Here is a 16,718-nt window from a genome sequence, read left to right as displayed (position 1 = left end):
GTTAACCGACGTCATATGATTGCGAGATTCGCACTTTCGCTCTCGACAGAGGGCATCCAGCTTTTGCATCGTGTCGAAGGCGGCTGGATTTTTGTCGGCGATGTCGCCCTCGATCATCCCGATCTCAAGACCGCTCTGGCCGATCTTCGAGCATGCGGTGAAGAGCTGGCCGGGGGTTCCTATTCCTGCAAAATCGTTCTTCCCAATGATCAGATTAGATATCTCAGCCTGATCGAACATCATGTGACAGAGGATCGGGTTCGCGATGCGCTTGAAGGCTCGACGCCCTATGCGGTGGATGACCTGAGCTACGACTGGCGCGAGATCGCAGGCCATACCTTCATTGCCGCTGTCGCTCGTGAAACGCTGGACGAGGCGGACCAGTTTACTCGCTCTCACGGGTTCACCCCGCATTCTTTCACCGCGATCCCCGAGGCTTTCACCTTTGACGGCGAGCCGTTCTTTGGCGCGGCAAAAGATGTTCCGGATGCCGCCCGCGATAGCAATGCGATCCACGTTATCGGCGTTGCAGATGCGTCGTCTTCCGATCCTGAAGGTGAGGCTGAGCCAAAGCTCTCGCTCAACTTTGACAATTCGGAGACGGCAGGTCCTGCAAGTGAAAATCAGCTTTTTGCTGAAGACATGCAATCGGAAAGCTCATTTCCGGAGCAGGTCGAGACACCAAAGGCGTCTCCGGTAGAGTCGGCCGATGAGCCCATTTCGAAAAAAATCCCTGAATCTCTTGAGACGCTCCATCCTATTGAAGACACCTCTAGTCTCGCGGACGCTGATGCTGAGCCGAACTTGATCAGTGAGGTTCCAGATGAGCGATCCGCGCCAGACCTTCTTTCTCTGCTAATTAGTCCGGATCCCTCCTATTTCGTCATCCCTGATCAAGCACACCACGAGAAGCCAGCAATACAGCTTGCAGAGCACGTTTTACCAGAACCAGCTCTCTCAGCTGCTTCTGAATTCGCAGAGCCATCCCCTGCAGTCTTCGAGACAAAACCAAGCGTCAAAGAGGCTGGGCAATCCCCTTTCCTTGCCGTTGCGCCTGCCGCTTTGGCCGCGTCCCATCCCGTGGCTGGCAGCACCGCGCCTGCCATTACGTCTACTGGCGATGCCCCCATCGGACCCACGAAGCAGGCGCCAGCCGTCGCTGCGACTCTGGACCCGAAGCCGCTCTTTCCCGAAGAGACGGCTCGCACAAACGTACGCAAATGGGCGCTGCCTGTCGCCGCTGCTTTGGTAGTTGCTGTCGGTGCTGGAGCAGCGGTCTGGCTGGGTTCGCCCACCGCCGACAATTCCGCGGGGGCAGAGCTGGCCTCATCCGATCAAATCGCAATCCCAGTCGCAATCCCGACTGAGACCGCCCCCTTCCCGAGTGAGACGCAAGAGCGCGAAGAGGCAGTTTCACCAGCGCTGGCCGGCGCTGTTGCGGGCGCAATTGCCGACCTCGCAGCACCCGAAGCCCCTGAGGAAACGACGGCACCTGAGACAGCACCGCTGATAGAAACGACTGCTCCAGCAGAAAGTACCTCCCCTCAGATCCCAACCCGCACCGAGATAGCGCGCCCCGGTGCCTCACCTCAGTCTCCAATGACGGCATCCGATGTCCGGCGCCTTGTTCTCAGCACACCGGAAGCTGAGCGGCGCCATATCGCGACCGGCGTTTGGCAAAAAGCTCCCCGCCGAAGCCCCGTTCCAGTAAGCGCCGAGATTGGCGATCCCCGTTTCCCCTTAATCGCCTCGCCTGTTGAGCCACCCGCTGCCCGGCCTGAATTGACGACAGCTGTGATCCTATCAAGCGATCTTCCTATGCCGGTCCCAATGAATCCTCCGGCTCCGACCGAGAGCTTTGTTCTGGACGACCGTGGCTTTGTCGAAGCGGCCCCGGATGGCGCAGTCACGCCGGATGGGGTCGTGGTCTATGCCGGAGCGCCACCTGTCATTCCCCCTCTGCGGCGAACCCTTTCCGAGCAGGAAAACCCTGAGGACACAGCGGTGGGCCCATCGCGCGAGGCGGCGACACCGGGCGGCGTAAGCTTGGAGGCTCTGGCTTCTGATGCCCGCCCAAGGCTGCGCCCCGCAGCCCTGCCGCTTCCTCTGACCGAAGGACCGGCAGCCGATCCCGAGACATCCGCTCGCCTCAGACCACAGGCGCGCCCTGAAGATCTAGCATCCCGTCGCCCTGATACACCGGCCCCAGGCGCGGTTGCCTCCGCCCTCGAGACTGCGCTGACGACGCCTGCGGATCCAATGGTCGTCGGCACAGCTCAAGCTGTCACGCGCTCGCTTCGTCCGTCGAACCGGCCCGCTAATCTGGCCGCCCGCCGTGCTTCGGTGGCTGCCGCGGCACCCACTCCGGCCCCGGCGCCCGCCCCTGCTCCACCTGTCCCGGCGCCTCAAGTTGCTCAACCATCCGGTCCGACATCGACAACGGTCGCGCGCGGGGCCACGATCGACAATGCGATCAACCTGCGCCGGGTGAACCTGATCGGTGTCTATGGCCGCCCAAATGCTCGAAGCGCACTGGTGCGTCTCCCCAATGGTCGGTTTATGAAGGTCCAACCGGGCGACCGTCTTGATGGCGGTCGGGTTGCAGCGATCGGCGAGAGCCAGCTCAGCTACGTAAAGCGCGGCCGGACTATCGTTCTTGACGTCCCGTCGGGCTAAGGCGGTGATATCGGGACGGCGGGCGGGGCGATCTGTGCAGCAGGAGCGTCGTCTCGGCGTCCCTTACGAGGTCTCGTTCAGGACACCACGCGCAATTTGATCGGCCTCTATCGACTCAAAAAGCGCCTTGAAGTTGCCCTCCCCAAATCCGTCGTCGCCTTTACGCTGGATGAACTCGAAAAAGATCGGTCCGATTACCGTTTTCGAGAAGATTTGCAACAAGATCCGCGTCTCACCTCCCCCCACGACGCCCTCGCCATCAATGAGCACGCCATGGGTCATCATGCGCTCCTTTGGCTCCTCATGCCCGGACACGCGGTCGTAACTGAGATCATAGTAGCTCTCGGGCGGTTTCGGCATGAAGCGGATCCCATTCTCAGCAATCGCATCAATCGCATCGTAAAGATCACGCGCCCCAACGGCGATGTGCTGGATGCCCTCGCCCTTGTAGCGCTTGAGGTATTCCACGATCTGTCCGGTCTCTCCGCGATCTTCGTTGATCGGGATGCGGATCCTCCCGCAGGGCGATGTTAGCGCCCTGCTGAGGAGCCCGGTGAACTTGCCCTCAATATCGAAAAAGCGGATCGCCCGAAAGTTGAAGAGATCCCCGTAGAACTTGAACCAGACGTCCATATTTCCCTTGTGGACGTTATGAGTAAGGTGATCGAGATAGTAGAATCCCACACCTTCGGGATGAGCGGTGCCGATCCAGTCGAATTCGGCGCTATAGGAGCTGGTCTCGTAATAATCCTCAACAAAGTAGATCAGCGATCCACCGATCCCGATAATCGCGGGCACATCGAGCGTCTTGCCGTCCCCGTCATAGGGTTCGGCGCCTTTCGAAATGGCATGGTCGAACGCGTGCTGTGCATTCGCCACCCGCCACGCCATCGATGGCGCGCAGGGTCCATGTTCTTCGACAAACCGGCGCGCGTGACTGCCGGGCTCGTCATTCAGGATGTAGGTGATGTCACCCTGCTGCCAGACTTCGATGGCCTTCGCCCTGTGTGTCGCCACATGCCGATAGCCCATACGCGCAAAGAGAACCCGAAGCTCCTCAGGTTCGGGATGTGCGAATTCCACAAATTCGAACCCATCGGTGCCCGCCGGATTTTGCTCTGTAATCTCAGCTTTCGGGGCATCATGTGGGAATGGTCCCATCCCGGCCTCTCCTCTTGCAGCATCTTCGCGTACACTATATCTCCGATACCGTGCTAGTAGCGCGCAAATCTGACGACCTCCTATGAATATATCGTTTGAATTTGACAGAAACCGAACGTTCTGCGCGTATAGCCCGCATGATCTTGGATGATGTGGACAAACGCCTTCTCCGAACGCTGCAGCGGAACGGTCAGATAACGGCGCAAGAGCTCGGCGAAGTGCTTGGCCTGTCGGCCAGCCAAGCAGGTCGGCGACGGCAGCGCCTCGAGGCCGAAGGCCTCATTACTCACTATGCCGCCCAAATCGATCCCGAACCTCTGGGGCTAAGCATACAGGCTTTCGTTCAGGTCCATCTCGGCACACACGGTCCCGAGGCGGCACGTGATATCTCGCGCCTGATACACAGCAGGACCGAGATTACCTCGGCCTGGACAATGACCGGTGAGGCTGACTACCTCCTGCGGGTCTGGACGCCCGATCTCAAGGCGCTGCACCGCCTAATCCATGATGTGCTGCTACCGCATCCAGCCGTGGCTCGTGTTCAAAGCCAGATCGTAATGGACCAGCTCAAGACCGATGCGCCACTGCCGCTCTAGCCTCCGCAGGCTGATCAGCCATCGCTCACCCCGGCTTCGGCGAAGGTCGCCATATCCTGATGACAGGCAAGTGCGCCACGTAGGATCTGGATGGCAAGCGCGGCGCCGGAACCTTCGCCCAGCCGCATCCCGAGCTGCAGCAAAGGTATCTTTCCAAGCGCGTCCAGGATCTGTCCATGTCCCGCTTCAGCGCTCAGATGACCCGCAACTGTGTGATCAAGCGCACCGGGCACGGCCTGTTCGAGGCTTGCTGCCGCCGCCGAACAGATGAACCCGTCAAGAATGACCGGGATGCGGTGCGCTCTTGCGCCCGCGATCGCTCCTGCCATCGCGGCCAGCTCGCGTCCGCCCAGGCATTGCAGCAGGCCTAATGGCCCCTGTTGCCCGTGGAGCGAGACGCCTGCCTCCACAACCCGGCGCTTGATCGACAGACCGTCGTCGCCCACGCCTGTTCCACGCCCGGCCCAACTGCCTGCATCGCCACCGAAAAGAGCAGCTGCAAGCGCGGCCGCCGATGTGGTGTTGCCGATCCCCATCTCGCCGGTGACGACGAGATCCGCCTCCGGGCTCACCGCGCCCCATCCGGTCGCGAGGGCGGCAACATAATCTGCCTCGCTCATCGCGTGACCGGTGGTGAAATCTGCTGTCGGCGTGTCGAGCGAGAGCGCATGGATGTCGAGCGTCGCCCCGGCCAGACGGGCAAGCTGATTAATCGCAGCCCCGCCCGCCCGGAAATTGGCCACCATCTGCGCCGTGACCTCTGCGGGAAAGGCCGAGACGCCCTGCGCGGTTACGCCGTGATTACCCGCAAAGATGAGAATTTGAGGCGAGTTGCATCGCGCAGCAGGATCGCCGCGCCAACCGATATACCATTCTGCCAGTTCCTCGAGCCGCCCCAGCGCACCCGGCGGTTTCGTCAACTGGGCGTCACGATCTCGCGCTGCAGCTGCGGCTGTGTCATCGGGGCCGGGGAGCCCGGTCAGGACATCGTGGAACTCGGCAAGCGTGGCAAAGGGTGCGGTCATTTTCATCCATCGTTGCAAAGGTCTCCGCTCCTCTTTACCGCTGGGCACCGCAAAGGGAAGGCCGCTTTGATCGAGCTTGCAGATATCGCCCGCGCTCTGGGTCTTTTGACCCGCCTGCCCGTCCCCGTGGACGCAGAGGCGGCCATGGCGCGCGGGGCGCGGGCGGCTTGGGCCTGGCCGCTCGTCGGGATGCTTGTCGGAGGGGGTGCGGCGGTTGCCGGATATGGCGCCGCGCTTCTCTGGTCCTCGCCCCTGATCGCAGCAGTGATCGCGCTTGGCCTGATGACCGTGCTGACCGGAGCGATGCACGAGGACGGGCTGGCCGACTGCGCGGACGGCTTTTTCGGCAGCCATGAGCGGGAGCGGCGCCTTGCGATCATGAAGGATAGCCGGATCGGGACGTTCGGGGTGATGGCGCTTGTTTTTATCACCCTCCTCAAGGTCGCGGCACTTGCCATCCTGCTGGCGGAACCTGCTATTCCCCTCGGCCTCGTGGTCGCCGCTATGCTGTCGCGGTCGATGATGGTGCCGCTCATGTGGCTTCCGAATGCCCGCACGAACGGGTTGTCACGCGCGGTCGGAACGCCGCCCGGCTCTGCGCTGTCGCTTGCTTTGGCAACCGCCTGCGTTGCGTCGCTGCTCGTCCTGGGGTGGTCCGCTCTTACGGCTATCGTAGCGGCGGTTCTTGCCGCGATGGCTTGCGCCGCAATCGCACGCTCCAAGATCGGGGGGCAGACCGGCGATGTTCTCGGAGCCACCCAGCAGATTAGCGAAACAGCGGTTCTGCTGACACTGGCCGCGCTTTAACAGCGCAGGGCGGTTTCGAAGGACGGAGCTCCCTCGAACGGGCCGATCCTGCGAACGTCGAAGCCATTTGTCGTCCAGCGAACCCCAAGAACAGAGCGCCAGTCGGCATCTGCGACGATCATTTCAGGCAAACCGCCACAGGATCGAATCCCGCTTGAAATATAAGGCTCGCCGATCCGGTGGTTGGTGATACCCTCCAGAGCCGCGACCTCGGTCAGCGTGTTATCCTCGAACCGCCACACGCGCAGGATCTTCGCCAGGTGGGGTCGATCCACATAGGCGATCTCGATTGCGCCGTCCCCGTCAAGATCGGCCCAGGCGACCGGGGCGAGCCATCGATGTCGCCTGCCGATATAGGGCGTTGTCGCAAGCAAGCGGTAGGGACTGTCGCCCCACGATCCCGAAGGCTCAGTCTTATCGGCGCCGTAAATCGCGATCTGCGCGCCTTTGGTGAGACTCGATCGAACAGTGATGATCTCTAAATATCCATCTCCGTCCAGATCGATCGCCCGTGGCGCGACGTCTTCGAAGACATGTCCCTTACCGGCGGCCACAGATGTATAGACATAGTCAGGTCGGCATCGAAGTAAGTCGAACTGTCCGAAGACAATGGACAAGGTTTCTGCCTCAGGCACATCACCTAAAACACGATGCCCGTAGATGTCCGTTGGATCCGCATAGTGCATCAACGTGATGTGGCCGGGGAGTCCGCGGACGATGTCGAATGGCCCAGCATTATCAGAAAACGAGACGCTGCATGCCCGGCTCGTCGTGGATAGACAGATCAGTACCAAGGCAAGCGCAGCCGCAGCGCCGCGCCATGTCATCAAATCTGCTTTTCAGGCATCTGTACGACAAGCCCATCAAGCGCGTCGCTCACCTTAAGCTGGCAGGTCAGGCGCGACCGCTCGGGATCCGGCTGATAAGCGAAGTCGAGCATATCCTCCTCCATCGGGTCCTTAGCCGGCAGCTTGCCCACCCAGGCTGGATCGACATAGACATGGCAGGTCGAACAGGCACAAGCGCCGCCGCAATCGGCCTCGATTCCCGGAATGCCGTTGTCGCGCGCGCCTTCCATGACCGACAGGCCATCTGCGACCTCCACCACATGCTCTTTGCCTCCGTGTTCAATATAGGTAATCTTGGCCATGTCGGGTCCTGATCTGGTGTCTTTGCCCCCCTTGTCCTAGCGGGACTGACCGGCACGTCAAACGCTTTTCTAGGGTGGTCTTACCCCGATAAGAAAAAAGGGCACCTCCAAAAAGATGCCCCTTGATCGGCCTATTCAAAAGTCGAGGGTCATTCTTCCTCGACCGGCAGCGCAACAAAGCGCGGTGCGCCATCGCGGCGCACGAGAAGAAGGATGGACTTGCGCCCTTCCTCGAGTGCCTCATCGACTTGTGAAGTCAGATCCGCGATGGCAGTCACATTCTGCTGCCCCGCTTCGGTAATGATGTCGCCGGGACGCAGGCCCTTTTCGAAGGCGGCACTATCCTCGTTCACATCCGTGACGAAAAGGCCCTCGACCGTCTCGCCGAGTTGCAACTCCTCGCGGAGCGCATCGTCCAGCTCGGCCAGCGTGAGCCCCAAAAGCTCGGTCTCGCCGGTCTCGGGTTCCTCGTCGGTCTGCGCCCGGGCGGGGATCGCGGCCTCGGCGGTCTCGCGACGTCCCAGCGTGACACTGAGCGTCTCGCGCTCGCCCTCGCGCAGCACGATCACTTCAACGGCCTTGCCGACAGCGGTGTTGCCAACCTTGCGGACAAGCTCGCGGATATCGCCAACCTCGGTGCCGTCGAAGCTAAGGATCACGTCGCCCGACAAAATGCCTGCCTCTTGCGCCGGTCCTTCGGGAACATTCGTGACCAATGCACCTTCGGCCACCTCAAGCCCCTCGATCGCGTCAACCAGATCGTCGGTGACATCCTGGATGTTGACGCCCAGCCAGCCGCGGCGGGTTTCGCCGAACTCCTGAAGCTGATCGACGACGCGCGTCACAACCTCAGAAGACATTGCGAAGCCGATGCCGATCGAGCCACCGTTAGGCGACAGGATCGCGGTGTTCACACCGATCACTTCACCGTCGAGGTTAAAGAGTGGACCGCCCGAATTACCCCGATTAATCGCCGCATCCGTCTGAATATAGTCGTCATAGGTCCCGCTGAGTTCGCGGTTGCGGGCCGAGATGATTCCGGCGGATACAGAAAAGCCCTGCCCCAGCGGATTGCCCATCGCCATCACCCAGTCACCGACTTCGGCGCTGTCACCGCTGCTATCGCCGAAGGGCACGAAGGGCAGTGTCTCGTCTTCTGGCAGCTCGACCTTGAGCAGCGCAATATCGGTGTTCGGATCGGTCCCTACGACCTCGGCAGGAAGCTCGTCCTCGCGGTCATAGAACTCGATGAGGATCTCGTCGGCCCCCTCGATCACATGGTTATTCGTGACGATGTAGCCGTCACCCGAAATGATGAAGCCCGACCCCAGCGCCGAAGACCGGCGCGGGCCGTTGTCACGCTCGGGCAAATTGCGGAAAAAGTCCTCAAACGGAGAGCCTTCGGGAACGATCCCCTGCGGACCGGCCCGTCCGGCGACGGTGGTGGAGGTCGTGATATTCACGACGGCCGGGCTGATCTGCTCGGCCAGTTCAGCAAAAGAGGACGGCCGGTTCTGCCCCTCGACGTTCAACTCCTGACCGCTAACCATCTGCGCGCCGCCGATGGCTATGGCGGAACCCAGAAGCAGTGCCATGAGCGTCTGCCTAGTATCGGGCCGGGTACGGGAAATCACTTTGGAATTGCTTTGCACGGGATACTCCTTGTTTCGCATATGCCGTGAAAGGCGGGGAAACTCCGCCCGGCGATGCCGCGTGTTCTAAAGTTGTAGATGAATGTAGGGCGTGTTTGCTGCAACGCAAAGGGTCGTCGCATCTGGTCACTTGCCTGTGAAACAAGGGCGAGCGCATCAGATAGGGAGAAACCGTGCGATTCAGACGAGGCTGACACCCGTTGCGAGCGCAGCGAGGCCAATCAGACGCCGTGTCTCTAAAGGCAACTCGCGCAGCGTCTGAAGCATGTCTTCAATAGCAGAAGGGGCCAGCGCATAGACCAGCCCCTCCACGATCAAGACTAAACCGATCGCCAGGATCGCCCAGCTCATCGATCAGTTGCCAAGCGGCGCTGTCTCCTCATCCGCGGCGTTGCCGCCACCATCATCCGGCGAAGCTGGGATCGGCGCTTGTTCGACAGGCGCGGCGCCCTGACCGCCCTGACTTTCTGTCGAAGGACCTTCCTCCGGCAAAATTGCCTGGATCTCCGACGGGTCCAGACCCTCGGCTCGAATCGCGCCGAACAGCTCGCGCACGATCTCGCTATCGGGCGACAGAACGAGAGTAGAGTTCTGCTGCTGCAAGGACTGCTCGAACGCCGAGAGCGAGCGCTGGAACTCAAAGAACTGCCGGCGCGGGCCATAAGCTTCTGCAAAGATCGCATTGCGGCGCGCATCAGCTTCACCGCGAATGATCTGCGCTTCGCGTTCCGCGTCAGATGTCAGCTCAACCACCGTCCGGTCAGCCTGCGCTGTGATCCGCTGCGCCGCTTCGCGGCCTCGTGCTCGCTCGTCTTCGGCTTCGCGTTCCCGTTCGGCAATCATCCGGTTGAAGGTCGCCTGAAGGTTCTCCTCGGGCAGATCGGTCCGCTTGAGCCGGACGTCGATTACCTCAAGTCCAAGAGCAAGCGCTTCGCTGATTGCGCCATTGCGGATCTGAAGCATCAGTGTAGCCCGGTCCGTCGACAGGATGTCATTTGAACTGACCGAACCCAGAACCTCCCGCATTTCGGCGCGTAAAATACCGTCGAGACGGCGTGCGGCTGACTCCTCGCCGCCTTCACCGACGGCTTCACGGAACCGGCGAACGTCCGATATCCGGTAGCGCGCGAACGCATCGACGACGAGCCGCCGATCATCAAGCGGTGTGACCTCCAAAGGCTCAACATCGCGGCTGAGAATTCGGTCGTCATAGCGCACGACCCGCTGGATGAGCGGGATCTTGAATGCCAATCCCGGCTCTTCCTTGACGTCGACGATCCGCTCGAATTGCAGAACAAGCGCCTTCTCACGCTCGTCCACAATAAAGAGGGACGACATGAGACCTAGGACGACAATTGCCAGGATTGGCAGAAGGACGGTTGCTTTATTCATCAGTTCGATCCTTCCGACGTCGTGGTCTGTCCGCCACGGCGCAACTCATTCAGCGGCAGATACGGCACAACACCCTGTCCGCCGGCCCCGCCGCTCGCGGCTTCGTCCAGAATAATCTTGTCAACTCGGCCAAGCACACGCTCGATCGTCTCAAGATAAAGACGTCTCTGCGTAACTTCTGGTGCCTTCGCATATTCCTCGGCAATAGCGACAAAGCGGTTCGCTTCACCAACAGCGCCGTTCACTTCGCGTGCGCGGTAGGCTTCAGCGCCCTCAAGCGTTTGAGCTGCATTACCACGTGCTTCAGCGAGAACGCGGTTGGCATACCGGTCCGCCTCGTTTCGAAGTTGATCCCGCTCCTGCTCCGCGTTTTGCACGTCCCGGAAGGCCGCAATCACCGCACCGGGCGGATCTGCCTTATCAAAGTTCACACGCACAATATTAACACCGCTGCCATAGCTATCGAGCGTCGATTGAATAAGCGTCTCAAGGCGATCGGCGATTGCTCCACGATCCCGGTTCAGGACCGGCGCCAGCTCGGACTGGGCGATAATCTCGCGCATCGCGGACTCGGACACGGCCCGGATCGTTTGCGGTGGATCGGACAGGTTGAAGAGATATCTGTCCGGCTCCGTGATGTTCCAGACAACCTGGAAATCGATATCTACGATGTTTTCATCGCCCGTTAGCATAAAGCCCGCTTCACCGCCGGTGCGGCCCGTGCCGATCTCCTCGGTCTGCTCTCGAGTCACTTCAAGCTTTTCCGCTGTGATAAACGGCCAGGGTGCGAAGTTCAGACCCGGTTCACCGACACTGTAGAATTCGCCAAGGAAAAGCTCGACCGAGCGTTCTTCCGGGCGGACTGTGTAAAAGGATGAGGCTGCCCAAAGCGCAATCGCGCCCAGCGCGATCAAGCCGATCGTGCCGCGTCCGATGCCGCCGGGGCCATCCCCGCCAGATCCCGTGCCGCGACCGCCACCTTGGCCCCCCATAAGAACGCGGAGCTGTTCACGTCCCCGATTCATCAGCTCGTCGATTTCCGGAATCTGAGGCCCGTCGCCTCTGGGACCTTGGCCAGTCGGCCGTCGCCGATCCTCTCCGTCCCTATCGTCGCCGCCGCCGTTTCCGGATCCACCGCCCCAGGGGCCGCTCCCACGTCCTGCCATCTAAATTGTCATCCCTTGCTCATCGTCCGCGACCTCGAGGCCGCTCTCGTGTTGCCTTCTAACTGTGAGTCCCGACCGGAAATTCAAGCAGTTCTCACAGGACTGCGCATTGTGACGATTTCCTCCGAGATCGTCGGATGAACCGCAACGGTCCGGTCAAAGTCTTCCTTGGTCGCTCCCATTTTGATCGCAACGCCCGCCAGCTGGATCATCTCCCCGGCCTGAGCACTCACGATATGGCATCCTAGCACCTTGCGGGACGCGCGCGAGACGACGAGCTTCATCAGAACCCTGTCGCTGCGCCCGGCAAAGGCCTGCTGCATCGGACGGAACGAGGTGCAAAAAACCTCGATCTCTTCCTGATCCCGCGCCTCTTCCTCGCTCAGACCGACCGTGCCGAGTTCTGGCTGAGTGAAAATGGCGGACGGAACGAGATCGTGATCGGGCTTGGTGGGCTTGCCCTCAAAAACGGTCGAGACGAACGCCATCCCCTCGCGGATCGCGATAGGTGTCAGATTGAGACGATTGGTCACGTCCCCGATCGCATAGACCGACGGGACCTTCGTCTGGCTGTATTCGTCAACGACGATCTCGCCGCGGCGGCCCAGCTCAATGCCCAGATCCTGAAGCCCCAACCCGCGAGAATTGGGATCGCGGCCAGTCGCGAAGAGCACCTGATCATAGACGCCCTCCTGACCGGAGGTGGATTTGACCCAGATCGGCCCCTGCTTGCCGCCATATTCGCCGGAAGCCTCCGCCACCGATTGACGTTCGCGGACCGCGGTTACGCTGGCGCCCATGGCAGCATCAGAGGCGGTGCCCTTCGCCTCGCCCTCTTGATGGTCACTCGCACGCTTCATCTCGAAGATGTTTGTGCCCAGCCGAAGATCAATCCCGCGCTCGCCCATCATCTCGGCCACGAGGCCGCGCGCCTCGTCGTCGAAGCCCCGCAGGATCTGGGCGCCGCGATAGTATTGCGTCACTTCGACACCGAGCCCGTGCAGGATGCAGGCAAATTCGCAGGCAATATAACCGCCGCCCACAATCAGGATCGATTTGGGCAATTCAGGCAGATGGAAAATATCATTCGAGGTGATCCCCAGATCCGCGCAAGGCAGATCGGGCCGCACCGGATGTCCACCGGTTGCGATGAGAATATGCTTCGCAGTTTTTTCGATACCGTCGGATAGGCGAACGGTATGCGGATCGCCCAATGCAGCACGGCTGTCGAAGATCTCGACACCCGACTGGTTCAGAAGGCTGCGATAAACTTCTTCAAGACGTCCCAATTCTGTTTCGAGGCGACCGCGGAAGGACGGCCAATCAAAGGCACCGTCTTCGACGTCCCACCCATAGGAACGGGCATCACGGAAGCTCTCGCGATAGCTTGAGGCGAAGACCATCAGCTTTTTAGGCACGCAGCCGCGGATCACGCAGGTTCCGCCCATGCGGTCCTCTTCGGCAAGCGCAACCGTCGCGCCTTGCGCCGCTGCCATCCGTGCGGCCCGTACGCCGCCGGAGCCGCCGCCGATTACGAAGAGATCATAGTCAAAGGCCATCACTTACTCCGGCAGATCAGCAAACAGGTTTTCCGTGCCATCCAGATCGACCCAGGGTTCGCGCACAGCGTCGGCATCTGCCTCGATCACATCGACATGCCCGTCCTCGTGACCGAGGAAAACCGTGTCGCAGATATCGAGGAAAAGCCCGTTCTCAACAACGCCTGGCACCTGGTTGAGCATCAGGCTCAGCTGGTGGGGCTTCCCAATTCGCCGCAAATGCAGATCGAGTATTTGGTTGCCCTCATCCGTCACGAATGGTTGCCCGTCTACCATTCTCTGCGAAACCGTGCGGCCTGCGACGTCAAGCGAGGACAGCATCTCCTCGATCAGCTGTTTGGTCAGGGACAGGCCGAACGGGATTACCTCGATCGAGAGAGGGAAGGCCCCCAGACCCGCAACCGTCTTCGAGCTATCGGCAATCACCACCATCCGGTTTGAAGCAGTCGCCACAATCTTCTCCTGAAGCAATGCGCCCCCGGCCCCCTTGATAAGGTTCAGGTCAGGATCGTATTCGTCCGTTCCGTCAATCGTGAGATCCAGCCAGCCCGCCTCATCCAGCTTCAAGACCTCGATCCCGACATCCTGCGCCAGCTTGGCCGTTCTGGTCGATGTCGGCACGCCGCGGATCTTCAGCCCCTCATTGCGAACCCGCTCCCCCAGACAGCGCACCATCCATGCGGCAGTAGAGCCGGTGCCGAGACCGACAGTCATTCCGGATTTCACAAGCTGCGATGCCTCTCGGGCTGCAGCAAATTTCGCCGTATCGATCGGGGACAACTCGGGCATGGGCAAACCTCGTGGCAACAGCGTGAGCGCGTTATAGGCGGAAAGATCGGGGCGGTGCGAGCGGAGAATCCTCGTGTCGACGCAGTTCAGGGCCATCCTTCTGTGCGGTAGAGCCGCTCGATCACGTGATCGAGCGGCTCTCGCGGCAGCAAAACCAGCATGCGCGGAGCATCCGGAACCAAGGCGATAGGCCCCGAGACCTCATTGGACGTCCCAATGCGACCGTCCGGTGCAAATTCGATACCACCGGTCGGCCAACGCAAACCCTCGCTTTCGACACGAACCCGGCCCATCGGAAAAAGCGAGAAGATGGATCCCAGCGGTAAATCAAGGGTCAGGCGTGGCGGGCAGAGGAAGACGAGAGTCTCCTCTCCCAGAACGATACAAGGACGATCCGGATAGCGCACCAGAACGGTCAATGTCGCCAACTCGTGATCAAGGCGTTTACCGGTCAGACCCAACGCCAAGACAAGCGGCGTGCTAATTGATCGGAGCGCCTTATCGAAATCCGTACTGTCCTGCTCATCGATCTGATATATGCGCCCTTCCAGCCTCGGATCTGATAAAGCAGAATCCATATCTCCGATCACAAGATCGGGAACCTGCCCTGCTGCAAGAACCGCTTGCGCTCCGCCATCGGCTGCGACGACATGGCTTACGCGTTCGGAAAGGGTCGTGAAATCATCCAATTCCACAGCTCCTGCCCCAACCAAAAGGACCGGCTCATCGCTCGAAAGGATGGTGCGGCTCATGAGGTCTGACCGATTTCGGCGCGTCTGCGCCACATTTTCGCCATGAAATGATACCTGAAAAAACCCCAGATCGTTCCTGTTTGCGAACCAATTGATGATACAGAGGCGAATAGAGGCCTGTTTAAAAGCGAGCGTACCATGTCTGAATCGAATAAAGTTCTTTCAGTGTCCTATGGCACCTTTTCCTGCACGCTGGAAGGTTTCGACGATTCGGTCGAGACGATGAAAGCTGTCGCAAGCTATTTTCGCGATCTGGCGGCCGAGGATCGCGATTTCGGCGTCGACACATGGGAGCCCAATCCGGAAACACTCGCCCGTATTGCGGAAGGGGAGTACGACCGCCGCGTCGATGCAACCGTCACCGACGGGGAAATCGTTCTGACGACAGGCGTCGCTCTCGCGGAAGCGGAGGAGGAAAGCGACGAGACCGGTGGTAACCGGATCGCCAATCGCCTTCGCCGTATTCGCGATGTCGCTGCAGCCGGCGCCGCGGTCGCAGATTCCTCGAGCGACGAGATCATCACTAGAGACGAAGAGCCGGTTACTGTTGCTGTGGTTGATACGCTTGAGGAAGAGATTGCGCAGGGCAGTGGCGATCTCGATCCAGAAGAAGATATCAGCATCGAGGATTCTTTAGAGGCTGAGCAGCCTCCCGAAGAGCAGTTCGATGAAGATGAGGACGAGATCGAGGAAGTCCTTTGGCCTGAAAAGGTCGAGGAAGAAACCGCATCCGAGGAAGAGGACACACTCGAGGAAGAGGATACGCCCGACCCCGATGAAGAGATCGAAGATACCTCCGAGATCGAAGAGATTGCTGCTCTTGACAGTCTAGAGGGAGAAGAGGTCGACGAAGACGACGAGGTCGACAGCGCTTCTTCCGAAGAGGAGACCGTAGCGGAGGATGCAGAGGAAAACATCGAGGATGACAACGAAGAGGCGTCATCCCAGGAAGCAGAATTTCCCGTCTCGCCCCTTCGCGCGCGTATCATCAAGCTGCGCCGCTCTGATCTCGCCAAGCCAGAGGATGAGACTGCCGAGCAAAATACTAACGCTGTAGCGGACGACGTGCCGTCATCCGACAATGAGAGCGATGCCCTCACCGCGCAGGCCGACGAGACGGATCTCGATGATGACGCGGACGACATCGAAGATGTTGCGGGCTCCGAAGATGTTTTCGTCCTGACCAACGCGGCCCAGCCCGACGCCGAGGAGGAAGACGATGACGATCTGGAAAGCGGGGACGAGGAAGAGATTGCGGAGAGCGAGGACGGTTCCTCGGACGAAGCGCCATCCGACGACGATCGTGAAGATGCTGGTATCGCCGGTGCTCGCTTTGCCGCCCGCCTGTCGAAACGTCATCAGTTTGAAACCGACGTAAGCCACGATGACGAGGATATGGAACGTATCCTTGATCAGACCAATGCGCAGCTCGACGAACCGGAGAGCCGCAGCCGTCGCTCGGCCATCGCTCAGCTCAAAGCAGCGGTCGCTGCAACGGTAGCTGATCGTGAAGGCAATGATAGCTCTGCGGCGGACGACAATCCCGAAGACGCCTATCGCGAAGATCTGAGCGAAGCGGTGAAAGCTCGCGGACCGGAAGCGAGCCGCCCGGCCCCGCTCAAGCTCGTACCATCGCAACGTGTAGGCTCTGAGGACGACGCCAGCGCGTCTTCGGCAGCCTCAAAGACCGATGCGCCAAGCTTTGCTGAATTCGTTCGCACCGTCGATGCCGAAGATTTGCCCGAACTTCTCGAAGCGGCAGCGGCACATACTACCTTCATCGAAGGGAAAGCCCAGTTCTCGCGTCCTCAGATCATCCGCAAGATCAACGACCTTGCAGGGGCAGACTTCACCCGCGAAGACAGCCTACGCCACTTTGGCAAGCTCCTGCGCGACGGTCGGATCCGGAAGGCCTCAGGCGGACAATTCGCGGTGACAGAAGATACTCGCTACCGCCCGGACGATCAGGACATGGGTGTCGCGTAAACGCAGA

Annotated in this window: 15 protein-coding genes; 4 read left to right on the top strand and 11 right to left on the bottom strand. The window is 60.3% G+C overall.

The annotated features are described in order from the left end of the window. Positions 1-15 precede the first annotated feature (15 nt). Positions 16-2,676, top strand: coding sequence for a hypothetical protein (locus AAD018_RS12610; RefSeq protein WP_367314439.1), 2,661 nt, complete (start codon positions 16-18; stop codon positions 2,674-2,676). A gap of 63 nt (positions 2,677-2,739) precedes the next feature. Here the strand turns inward: AAD018_RS12610 and hppD are convergent, their stop codons facing one another. Then, entirely contained in the window at positions 2,740-3,837 is a 1,098-nt protein-coding gene (gene hppD / locus AAD018_RS12605; RefSeq protein WP_367314438.1) for a 4-hydroxyphenylpyruvate dioxygenase, read from the bottom strand. Positions 3,838-3,977: 140 nt separating this feature from the next. Here hppD and AAD018_RS12600 point away from each other — a divergent pair, with 140 nt between their 5' ends. After that, positions 3,978-4,433 (top strand): Lrp/AsnC family transcriptional regulator, encoded by a 456-nt coding sequence (locus AAD018_RS12600; RefSeq protein WP_367315190.1) that lies wholly within the window; start codon positions 3,978-3,980, stop codon positions 4,431-4,433. Positions 4,434-4,447: 14 nt separating this feature from the next. On the opposite strand, the gene cobT is transcribed toward AAD018_RS12600, so the two are convergent. Continuing rightward, positions 4,448-5,458 carry a nicotinate-nucleotide--dimethylbenzimidazole phosphoribosyltransferase gene (gene cobT, locus AAD018_RS12595; protein WP_367314437.1) on the bottom strand — a complete coding sequence of 337 codons (1,011 nt, stop codon included), beginning with the start codon at positions 5,456-5,458 and terminating at the stop codon, positions 4,448-4,450. Between the two features lie 66 nt (positions 5,459-5,524). Here cobT and cobS point away from each other — a divergent pair, with 66 nt between their 5' ends. Beyond that, positions 5,525-6,265, top strand: coding sequence for an adenosylcobinamide-GDP ribazoletransferase (gene cobS / locus AAD018_RS12590; protein WP_367314436.1), 741 nt, complete (start codon positions 5,525-5,527; stop codon positions 6,263-6,265). Here cobS and AAD018_RS12585 read toward each other — a convergent pair. From AAD018_RS12585 to AAD018_RS12545, 9 genes are all read right to left on the bottom strand, one after another. Beyond that, positions 6,262-6,951: an FG-GAP repeat domain-containing protein gene (locus AAD018_RS12585; protein ID WP_412005276.1), complete on the bottom strand. Its 690-nt coding sequence runs from the start codon at positions 6,949-6,951 to the stop codon at positions 6,262-6,264. The two genes, cobS and AAD018_RS12585, sit on opposite strands and share 4 nt — an antisense overlap. A 140-nt stretch (positions 6,952-7,091) precedes the next feature. Next, a complete protein-coding gene (locus tag AAD018_RS12580; RefSeq protein WP_367314433.1) occupies positions 7,092-7,415 on the bottom strand; it encodes a 2Fe-2S iron-sulfur cluster-binding protein in 324 nt (107 codons plus the stop codon). 149 nt (positions 7,416-7,564) lie between these two features. Then, complete coding sequence (locus tag AAD018_RS12575; protein WP_412005275.1) at positions 7,565-9,010, bottom strand: Do family serine endopeptidase; 1,446 nt, start codon at positions 9,008-9,010, stop codon at positions 7,565-7,567. A gap of 237 nt (positions 9,011-9,247) precedes the next feature. Next, positions 9,248-9,418: a DUF2065 domain-containing protein gene (locus AAD018_RS12570; protein ID WP_367314432.1), complete on the bottom strand. Its 171-nt coding sequence runs from the start codon at positions 9,416-9,418 to the stop codon at positions 9,248-9,250. Between the two features lie 3 nt (positions 9,419-9,421). Beyond that, positions 9,422-10,459 (bottom strand): protease modulator HflC, encoded by a 1,038-nt coding sequence (hflC, locus tag AAD018_RS12565; protein ID WP_367314431.1) that lies wholly within the window; start codon positions 10,457-10,459, stop codon positions 9,422-9,424. Continuing rightward, complete coding sequence (gene hflK, locus AAD018_RS12560; protein WP_367314429.1) at positions 10,459-11,625, bottom strand: FtsH protease activity modulator HflK; 1,167 nt, start codon at positions 11,623-11,625, stop codon at positions 10,459-10,461. The genes hflC and hflK overlap by 1 nt, the downstream gene beginning before the upstream one ends. An 83-nt stretch (positions 11,626-11,708) precedes the next feature. Further along, the gene (locus AAD018_RS12555) at positions 11,709-13,184 is read right to left on the bottom strand and encodes an FAD-dependent oxidoreductase (protein ID WP_367314428.1); all 1,476 of its coding nucleotides are present in this window, start codon (positions 13,182-13,184) and stop codon (positions 11,709-11,711) included. A gap of 3 nt (positions 13,185-13,187) precedes the next feature. Beyond that, positions 13,188-13,973, bottom strand: coding sequence for a ribose-5-phosphate isomerase RpiA (gene rpiA / locus AAD018_RS12550; RefSeq protein WP_367314427.1), 786 nt, complete (start codon positions 13,971-13,973; stop codon positions 13,188-13,190). 86 nt (positions 13,974-14,059) lie between these two features. Further along, complete coding sequence (locus AAD018_RS12545) at positions 14,060-14,725, bottom strand: thiamine diphosphokinase (RefSeq protein WP_367314426.1); 666 nt, start codon at positions 14,723-14,725, stop codon at positions 14,060-14,062. Positions 14,726-14,863: 138 nt separating this feature from the next. Here AAD018_RS12545 and AAD018_RS12540 point away from each other — a divergent pair, with 138 nt between their 5' ends. Further along, positions 14,864-16,711, top strand: a complete 1,848-nt coding sequence (locus AAD018_RS12540) for a hypothetical protein (RefSeq protein WP_367314425.1) — start codon at positions 14,864-14,866, stop codon at positions 16,709-16,711. Positions 16,712-16,718: the final 7 nt, after the last annotated feature.

Source organism: Aestuariibius insulae, assembly GCF_040783535.2.
Classification (GTDB): domain Bacteria; phylum Pseudomonadota; class Alphaproteobacteria; order Rhodobacterales; family Rhodobacteraceae; genus Aestuariibius; species Aestuariibius insulae.
Note: the sequence above shows the minus strand (reverse complement) of the source record. Positions and strands in the feature narration are given on the sequence as shown.

What these genes read in the sequence shown, in the direction of transcription:
- AAD018_RS12610 (WP_367314439.1), top strand. Translation starts at nt 16, where the DNA reads ATGATTGCGAGATTCGCACTTTCGCTCTCGACAGAGGGCATCCAGCTT.
- hppD (WP_367314438.1), bottom strand. Translation starts at nt 3,837, where the DNA reads ATGGGACCATTCCCACATGATGCCCCGAAAGCTGAGATTACAGAGCAA.
- cobT (WP_367314437.1), bottom strand. Translation starts at nt 5,458, where the DNA reads ATGACCGCACCCTTTGCCACGCTTGCCGAGTTCCACGATGTCCTGACC.
- AAD018_RS12585 (WP_412005276.1), bottom strand. Translation starts at nt 6,951, where the DNA reads ATGCACTATGCGGATCCAACGGACATCTACGGGCATCGTGTTTTAGGT.
- AAD018_RS12580 (WP_367314433.1), bottom strand. Translation starts at nt 7,415, where the DNA reads ATGGCCAAGATTACCTATATTGAACACGGAGGCAAAGAGCATGTGGTG.
- AAD018_RS12575 (WP_412005275.1), bottom strand. Translation starts at nt 9,010, where the DNA reads ATGGCACTGCTTCTGGGTTCCGCCATAGCCATCGGCGGCGCGCAGATG.
- AAD018_RS12570 (WP_367314432.1), bottom strand. Translation starts at nt 9,418, where the DNA reads ATGAGCTGGGCGATCCTGGCGATCGGTTTAGTCTTGATCGTGGAGGGG.
- hflC (WP_367314431.1), bottom strand. Translation starts at nt 10,459, where the DNA reads ATGAATAAAGCAACCGTCCTTCTGCCAATCCTGGCAATTGTCGTCCTA.
- hflK (WP_367314429.1), bottom strand. Translation starts at nt 11,625, where the DNA reads ATGGCAGGACGTGGGAGCGGCCCCTGGGGCGGTGGATCCGGAAACGGC.
- AAD018_RS12555 (WP_367314428.1), bottom strand. Translation starts at nt 13,184, where the DNA reads ATGGCCTTTGACTATGATCTCTTCGTAATCGGCGGCGGCTCCGGCGGC.
- rpiA (WP_367314427.1), bottom strand. Translation starts at nt 13,973, where the DNA reads ATGCCCGAGTTGTCCCCGATCGATACGGCGAAATTTGCTGCAGCCCGA.
- AAD018_RS12545 (WP_367314426.1), bottom strand. Translation starts at nt 14,725, where the DNA reads ATGAGCCGCACCATCCTTTCGAGCGATGAGCCGGTCCTTTTGGTTGGG.
- AAD018_RS12540 (WP_367314425.1), top strand. Translation starts at nt 14,864, where the DNA reads ATGTCTGAATCGAATAAAGTTCTTTCAGTGTCCTATGGCACCTTTTCC.